We start from the raw sequence: 7947 nt of genomic DNA on the forward strand, positions 1-7947 counted from the left end.
ATTGCTACTTAACAAAATTCACTTTTATCACACCTACTCTTTTTCTCTTTTACGCACTATTTTTACAACTCTACTATATATAATTTCTGCGAGGTTCCACTCTACTCCAGTAAAATTTGTTGTATTGTTAAATTGAATAATAACTGCATCTATATCTTTATGATATTTAGCAATACTTTGATAACCTACAAGTAATCCTGTGTGTTCATATTCATAAACAGAAGAATAAATTTCTTGTTCACCCTCTTTAAAAACAGAACCGTCATTTAATGCTCTTAAAAAAATGCCTACATCCTCAGCTGTAGCAATCATTAAGCCCGAAAAATCAGTTTTAAAATCCTTTTCAATACCTACATAATAACCACTCATTACATCATCAATATTCACTTCATGAAGTGTTCCAAAGGTGTTTTCAAGTTTTAAAGGTTCCAAAATTTCTTCTTTAATATATTGCAAATGACTATAGCCTAAAACTTCATCAATTAAATCTGAAATCAACATATAATTTGTATTTGAATAACCATAATCTTCATTTGGTTCAAAATCAGCTGGTAAATCTAGTGCATACTCAAGGGTTTCAAGTTTACTTTGTGGTGGTTTAATCCAATAATCTGGGTGATCAACAAAATTTGGAATACCGCTTCTATGCTGTAACATTAATTTCAAGGTAATTTTATCAGAATTTTCAATTCTACCGGCAAGTTCAGGAAAATATTCAGCAAGTGTTTTATCTAAAGATAAACGACCTTCTTTTACTAATTTGGTGGTAGCAACAGCAACATATAGTTTGGTAATACTTGCAATTTTAAACAAGGCTTTTGGATTTGCAGGTATTTTATTTTTTCTATCATGCCAGCCTGAAGCATAAAACTCAGCTGGTTTACCTGCCTGTTCTACATACACAATCATTCCATCAAAACCAAGACCAACTCCTTCATCTAATTGTTCTTGTACAGAAGATGGTAGCGGTAAAATCCACGCTTTTACCAATATCCAAGGCACAAAATATAGAGAAGAAATACTTGCCAAAATAAATACGATTCGAAATATGTTTTTTAGCTGTTTTTTTTTCATTGACATTTTCTATTTTCTCAAATTGGTTTGTATTTGTTTTAAAATTCAAAGGCAATTTACAACTTTAAATACATCTATTTATAAATTAATAATAGTACTTTTGAAGCATTAATTTTTAGTTTATGACATATCAAGAAGTGTTTGTTCTTTTTTGGAATCAAGTAGAAGAAAGTATTCAAGAAGGAAACTTTGCCAAATTAACAATGGCCAAAACAATTGGTAAGCCTAATTTACGAAATATTTTTGTGAGGCCTATTTATGCTGATGATGGCTTTAAGGTTTTATTAAAGTTACGATACAGGTCTAAAGAAACAGAAGATGAGGAAAATGAACTTACAATTCATGAAGCGTTTGATGTAATAAATTCTCACCTAAAAACTTCTTTTTCATCTGTGCTATTATTTACCACTACAAAAGATGTTACCTTTAAAATTAATAAAAAAGGAGCCGGTAGAATTACAGAGCATCCACCAACGTTTCATGATATTACACAAGCAAAAATAGATTAAGTTTGCCCATTACCAATTCATTTTTTTTGACTGTTTGAAATGACAGTTTTACTTTTTAAACACAAAAGAAATTAATCTTGGTAGTTCTTTTTTTACAGCATCATCAAACCATTCTTCAATTTCAATTAACTTAAATCCGTTACTTTTTGCGGCATCTAAATATTCCGAAATATGGTGAACGTACACTTCTAATTCTTGCGTTCCGTTCTCGGTTTCATATCTTGCTTTGGATCCTGCATATTGTTTAAATGAATGTAACTCACTAATAAAAAACAGTCCATTTTTCTTTAATTTTAAATGAGCTTGATTAAAAATATGGTGTAAATCTTTAATATGTTCAAGCGTTAAACTTGCCGTAATTAAATCAACATAATTATTTTTAACATCCCAATTTTCAGTTAAATCAGCTCTTTTAAAAATAACTCTTTTATCATTTATTTTTGCTTTTGCTTTAAGTAACATTTCTTCAGAAAAATCTAAACCAATTATTTCATCAGCTTTTTCAAGTAACCAACTAGTGTTTTTTCCTGTTCCACAGCCAAGCTCCAAAACTCTTGTAAAATCATATTTAGTTAATGTTTCAATTGTTGATATTTTATCTAAATCTCTTGTTCTATTTTTATTTGTATCGTATTGATTTGCCCAAATATTGTACGCTGCTGCAATGCTCATTTTCTTTTTTTCAAAATTAATAACTAAAGCCCTATTAAAATTCAATTCACTTGTTAAATAAATAGACTACTATAAGTTCAAATTTAAGCATAAATTTTATGCAATAATTCAATTAAAATAACAATATAAATGTAGCATTCATTTTTTTTACTTAATGAAAAAGCCTAGCTAAAATTAGCTAGGCTTTTAAGAATTTGAACTACATATTTTATTATTCTGCTTTTCTACATTTAGAATAATCTGCATCAATATTGAATTTTTTAGTACTCACCTTTTGTATACTAGAATTTCCTTTATGATCTGGTTTATAAGCTGCTCCAGTTCCTAAATCAATTCCAAGACCAATTATTCCCCAAGACAAAACACTTAAAACAAAATTTCCTGTTCTAAAAGAATTATTGTACGTTAAAGTTTGCGATTCGCAACCTTCTTCTTCTAAAGTAACTACTAACGGTTTATTTCTAGGAAATAATTTTGTGGTAGTACCTGTTCCTATTTTTTGCCCATCAACATAAATTTCTGCATTTGGATGATCTTTAGCTACAATCGTTCCTTGGTACTTACTACCACCAAACATGACTCCACAACTTGTTAAAGTTGTAGAAAATAAAACTGCTACGGCAATAAACAAAATACTCTTTCTCATAATTTTTAAATTAATTGTTTGATTTAATTTTTTCATACTAGTTATTATAAATTATAGGAATGTTAATTACTCTAATTTACTTTTTTGAAATTTAGTTTAAAACCAACTATTCCCTTTTTAAAAAAATACAGCATTTAAATTCAAAATGTAGAACGCAGTGTTATAACTTAAAAACTTATTTGCTGATTTTTTGGCAAACGAATGTAAATGAATTTTAATATTTATAATATGATTTATGTCACTTAGGTAACTTTTAAAAAGAAGATTATAAAAATGTACAGCTAATTTTAGGTATTTGTTTTACTGAAGGTATAAATTTATTTCACTTTTAAAAAGGTATTAAAAGATTGAATAAATTCTATGCGACACCAATAAACTACAACCCAAACCATTAACAATCAATTATTTACTTAAATACTTTTTTGTTTTTTCTGGAAATTCAATAGTCTCAAATTCAAAATTAGAAATCCAGTTAAATCCAATAATTGAAAACCCATTGAAACACGCTGTTGGTGTTAAATTAAAAGCTTTTAAAACCATTAAAAATCTATCTAAACCTCCAAAAGGAAAATTACCCGTAGAAAATTTCACTACGCCTAAATTTTCATCTGATTTTTCAAGTTGATCCATTTCAACCTCAAAATCATATTCCAAATAATTCATTATTGAAACAGCTTCAGACTCTTTAATAGGTGTTGTTGTTTTATTTACATATTGTAAATGACTTTCAATAAAACTATTTGCATAACTTGGTATAAACTCTAAGTATCTTTTAAAAGTAAATTTATCTGGATTATCATAATTGTCTAATTCTTTAAAAACAGCATCAAATTCATCTTCTTTTAAATTTCCCCAATCAATTTCTGGAGGCACCTGGTTTTCAAACATAAAATTTGGTTGCCTAACGGTAACCATATGCTGATATAACTTTTCAAAATGTGCATACTTTAAAGTACTGTTTATATTGAATTTAATAAATAACATAATTTTATTTTTGTGGCATAAAACAAACTGCAATAGGTATGTGATAAACGGTATAAACATTTCCGTTATGATTTCTGCTTAATATATAAAATACACCAAACTGTCTGCTTCCTTTTTTAAAATTATTATTGTAAATAATTACCTTTTCTTGCCCTGTACCTTCTAAAAGATTTGATGGTGACCATGTACTATATGGTATTGCATAAGCTTTATCTTTTGTGGGAAAAATTCTAAGTGTATTTTTTCCAAACCCCTGAGGCACATTATAATCTACCTCAATTGTTAAACTATTTGAGTTATATAATTTTCGTGAATTAAAATCGTCAAAATTAGTTATTGATAACGTAAAATTTTCGTATTCCGCTTCCAATTCTGTTTCAAATTCAGGAATATAATTTACTGTTTCTAACCTTACAAAGGCTTCATTATCACCATTAATTTTCCCTTTTTCAAAATAATCTGTAGCTAATGATGTATTTTTAGTAAAACCTCCAACTCCAAAATAAGCCATTTCTCCAAGCATTGTATAAGCTTTAGGATTATAATTTGTAGACATTTTATAATATTTGGCTGCTTTTACCCAATCTACATCAATATCTTTTAAACTTCCATCATAAATTTGTGCAATACTATATGCTGCTTCTTCTTTTAAAGAAGGAAAACTTAACGCTTTTTCAAAAGTATGAATTGCTTTATTTCCAGATGGAAATACACCTTTTCCTAATTTGTAGCAATACGCTAAAGGAAGTAGTCCTCTATTATCATTAAATGAAACCATTGCTTTATAAACTTGAAACTGCTGTTTTTCACTTAACGAAGAATCTTCTCCTTCTAACGCCTCTAAATATAAATTTTCTCGTTCACTATCGGGTAAATATTTCCATTGAGGATAACTTTCTGGTTCTTTTAATTTTGAGTTATTAATAACTTCCCATTTTTCGTCAATAGTACTATAAGAAGGATACGCTGTATCAATAATTTCTTTCAAAGAAGGACTCATCATTTTATATGATTCTTGAAACGATACTTTTGTAGCAACTTTGCTAATATTAGCTTGGTATATAGTATTTGAATAAGGATCAATTGAACTTACATTATACCAACCTTTAGCTTGAACAGCACCAATAAAAGCAAGGCCAGCCGGATTTAAAAAATCACTATTATACTCATTCTCTTTTAAAATTTTTCTAACCCAAGAATTTAAATATGTTCTATCTACTTTTTTTGCAAAACTTAATCCTTTAGAATAATCTATAGGTGTTTCTAATTGACCTTCCAAATACAAAAAACACCAAATTTTGTTATAGTCATTTTTTATATATTTAAATGAGTTTTTATCATCATCTTTTACTTCAGGAACTACTGCTAATTGTAATAAACCTAATGCTGCTTTGGCCAATTCAGGACTAGATCCAAAGTCTTTTCTCCATTTTTCATTTCTTAAATAATTGTGCAAATATATAGTAGGAATAACATATCCGAATTCGTTATATAAACTTAAATCAGAAAGAAAAGTATCGTATGCTAATTTTATATTAAATAATGAATTTTCAAAAGATAAATATCTATCTGTTGGGTAATCGTAAAGTCCGTAATATGATGTCATCACTAATCTTGCAGCACACCTAATACTTCCATTATTTGCTCCTTTTACAAATAAATTAAATAAAGAATTTCTAATATCTTTATTCATACAAGTATTACCTTTTGCTACTTGTGAACCAATAAATGCAGCATAGTCATAATATGTTTTTGGATTATCAGGGCTAATTGCAGATTCTAATTGCATTGCTTTTTCACGAATACTTTCACAATCTTGTGCATTAACGTAAAATGTAATAGCACTAAAAAAAAATAGGGCAAGTTTAATTCTATAATTCATATTATTTTATTTAGTTAGATTTTCAAATATGCTTTAAACAGCTATTTTCATTAGTTTAAAAGTTACTAAAAAAACAATATTTTCTTTTGCACTTTATAGTAATACTTACCTAATTTCTTTTTCAACAATAAAATAAATGCTAAAACCTTTTACAGTATTTTTAATAATTGTTCTAAAAGTGAAAGTTTTTTTATGAAAAAGAATGAATAATAAACTGTTTGGTTAAAAATATCATTATTTTTAAAACAGCACAAATATTATGTAACATTTATCACGTATTTTATTTAACACCTAAAACAAAACGCTTTAAACAAAGGTTTTTAAAATTAAAAGGGAGAATAACTATATAAATTTATTTGGTGAAATTTGTAAAAAAAATACCTTCGTGATTCATAAAGGTTCCATCTTTTCTATTTAAATCTAAATGCGCTCCTTCAAAATTAGTAGCTGGAAGTCCTAATTCATTAAAGATACAAGCTGTAGCAGCAAAGTCCCAAATACTTCCTCCACCATTTTCCTTTTTTGGAAACTTTAGCATACAAGCCGGACCATTTTCTAATACTTGAATTGCATTTAATACAGATCCTGCACCAGCAATTTCCTTAAAACCGTTTAAATTTAGATCTTCAATTCTTTCATATAGAAGTTTTTCAATTGCCGCATAACCTAGAGTATCCTTTAGCTTTTTATCTGTTACGTAAGTTAAATAATTATTTGTACACTTAACTTGCCACGGTTTACCATTTTTAAACACGCCGTATCCTTTTATAGCATAATACAAGATATTTGTGCTGGGGTCAAACACAACACCAATTTGTGGAGTTCCATTTTTGGATACTAAAGCAATTGCAACTGAAAATCCTGGTTGTTTATTTATGAAAGCTAATGTACCATCCATAGGGTCAACACACCAAAAAAAATCTTTTTCAAATCTACTTCCATCATCTTCAGTTTCTTCTGATAAGAGCGCTAAATCAAACTGCTTACAAGTAGGAATTAAATGAGATAAAATTACTTTTTCACATGCTAAATCTACAGCAGTTACAACTTGTGAAGCATAACTAGATCCGCCTTTTTTATTCTCTACTAAAACGTCATTATTCATATATTCCTGAATAACCTTTCCTGCTGAAAGTGCTGCCTTTATTGCAATATTACTTAGATATACTAAATCCATTTTTAAAGATTCTTAATTACTTCAGCCGTAATACGTTCACTATAACTATTAATTTTCCAATGTCCAGGACTCCAACCTTTTAAAAACCTATGAAAATCTGCCCAAGCAACTCTGTATAATGATCTCCATTCCATTTCCAACGCTTCATTTTTTTCTTTCAATTCACTTTGTAAATGCTCAAAATAAGTATCTAAAATTTGTTCTTCCAAACGTTCACATTCCTTTTCATTTAAACAACTACCTATAAAATACGCCACATCTTTCATACCACAACCACCACCAACATATTGAAAATCTACACCAGCTACTTTTCCGTCTTTTGCAAAGCAAAAATTTGCAAGTTTAGCATCTCCGTGTACAAAGGTTTTATATTCACAACTATTCAGTTTTTCATTAATTGCAGTAGCAGCCTTTTTTAATCTTTGATCTTCTAATACTTCTAATTCCTGAGGTCTGGTTTCTAAATGCCAATAAGTTCCTGATTTCCAAAGCCCTTTTGGTTCTTCCCCAAGATAACTTGCGTGAAATTTAGCCAACCACGCTAAACACTCAACAATATCTTTCCATGTAACACTGCTCTTACGCAAAGGATATCCTGCTTCATCTAAATCTTCTAACACTATTAAAACTTCTTCATTTTGCTCAACAAGCGCCAAACATTTTGGCAAGCGTGCAATACTATTTTTACTATATGTATTGTACCAAGTTGTCTCTACAGTGTATGATTTTACCTTTCGTTGATGCCCTAAATCTGTGTTCCACCCACGTGGATGGTTTTTAGTTATTGGCAACTGAACATGTTTTACAATAACACTTTTTACAGAAGCGCCCTCTAATTCAACTCTTATTATTTTACCGTATCCACTCCAAAGTTCTTGAATCACCTCTTTTTCAAATAGTGAAGAAGCTCCTGTACTTTTTAAAATAATCGATTTAAAAAATTCATTCATAAGACCTCAAATATAACAAAGTATTTACAGGTTGAATGATTTTAATTTTTTGA

Annotated in this window: 8 protein-coding genes; 1 reads left to right on the top strand and 7 read right to left on the bottom strand. The window is 28.7% G+C overall.

The window, feature by feature from the left end; translation table 11 throughout:
* Window positions 1–33 precede the first annotated feature (33 nt).
* Window positions 34–1074, bottom strand: coding sequence for a serine hydrolase domain-containing protein (locus ACFQ5N_RS01920; protein ID WP_386807258.1), 1041 nt, complete (start codon window positions 1072–1074; stop codon window positions 34–36).
* Between the two features lie 122 nt (window positions 1075–1196).
* Between ACFQ5N_RS01920 and ACFQ5N_RS01925 the strand changes: the two genes are divergently transcribed.
* Window positions 1197–1583 (top strand): hypothetical protein, encoded by a 387-nt coding sequence (locus ACFQ5N_RS01925; RefSeq protein WP_386807259.1) that lies wholly within the window; start codon window positions 1197–1199, stop codon window positions 1581–1583.
* Between the two features lie 48 nt (window positions 1584–1631).
* Here ACFQ5N_RS01925 and ACFQ5N_RS01930 read toward each other — a convergent pair whose 3' ends face one another.
* From ACFQ5N_RS01930 to ACFQ5N_RS01955, 6 genes are all read right to left on the bottom strand, one after another.
* Complete coding sequence (locus ACFQ5N_RS01930; protein WP_386807261.1) at window positions 1632–2255, bottom strand: class I SAM-dependent DNA methyltransferase; 624 nt, start codon at window positions 2253–2255, stop codon at window positions 1632–1634.
* Between the two features lie 211 nt (window positions 2256–2466).
* Window positions 2467–2901 carry a hypothetical protein gene (locus ACFQ5N_RS01935; protein WP_386807263.1) on the bottom strand — a complete coding sequence of 145 codons (435 nt, stop codon included), beginning with the start codon at window positions 2899–2901 and terminating at the stop codon, window positions 2467–2469.
* A 402-nt stretch (window positions 2902–3303) separates the two neighbouring features.
* Window positions 3304–3885 carry a hypothetical protein gene (locus ACFQ5N_RS01940; protein WP_386807265.1) on the bottom strand — a complete coding sequence of 194 codons (582 nt, stop codon included), beginning with the start codon at window positions 3883–3885 and terminating at the stop codon, window positions 3304–3306.
* A 4-nt stretch (window positions 3886–3889) separates the two neighbouring features.
* A complete protein-coding gene (locus tag ACFQ5N_RS01945; RefSeq protein ID WP_386807267.1) occupies window positions 3890–5767 on the bottom strand; it encodes a tetratricopeptide repeat protein in 1878 nt (625 codons plus the stop codon).
* A 352-nt stretch (window positions 5768–6119) separates the two neighbouring features.
* Window positions 6120–6944, bottom strand: a complete 825-nt coding sequence (locus ACFQ5N_RS01950) for a 3'(2'),5'-bisphosphate nucleotidase CysQ family protein (RefSeq protein WP_386807269.1) — start codon at window positions 6942–6944, stop codon at window positions 6120–6122.
* A gap of 2 nt (window positions 6945–6946) precedes the next feature.
* Window positions 6947–7894, bottom strand: a complete 948-nt coding sequence (locus tag ACFQ5N_RS01955; protein ID WP_386807271.1) for an oxidoreductase family protein — start codon at window positions 7892–7894, stop codon at window positions 6947–6949.
* Between the last annotated feature and the right edge of the window lie 53 nt (window positions 7895–7947).

It is taken from the genome of Lutibacter holmesii, from assembly GCF_042679665.1.
GTDB lineage: Bacteria > Bacteroidota > Bacteroidia > Flavobacteriales > Flavobacteriaceae > Lutibacter > Lutibacter holmesii.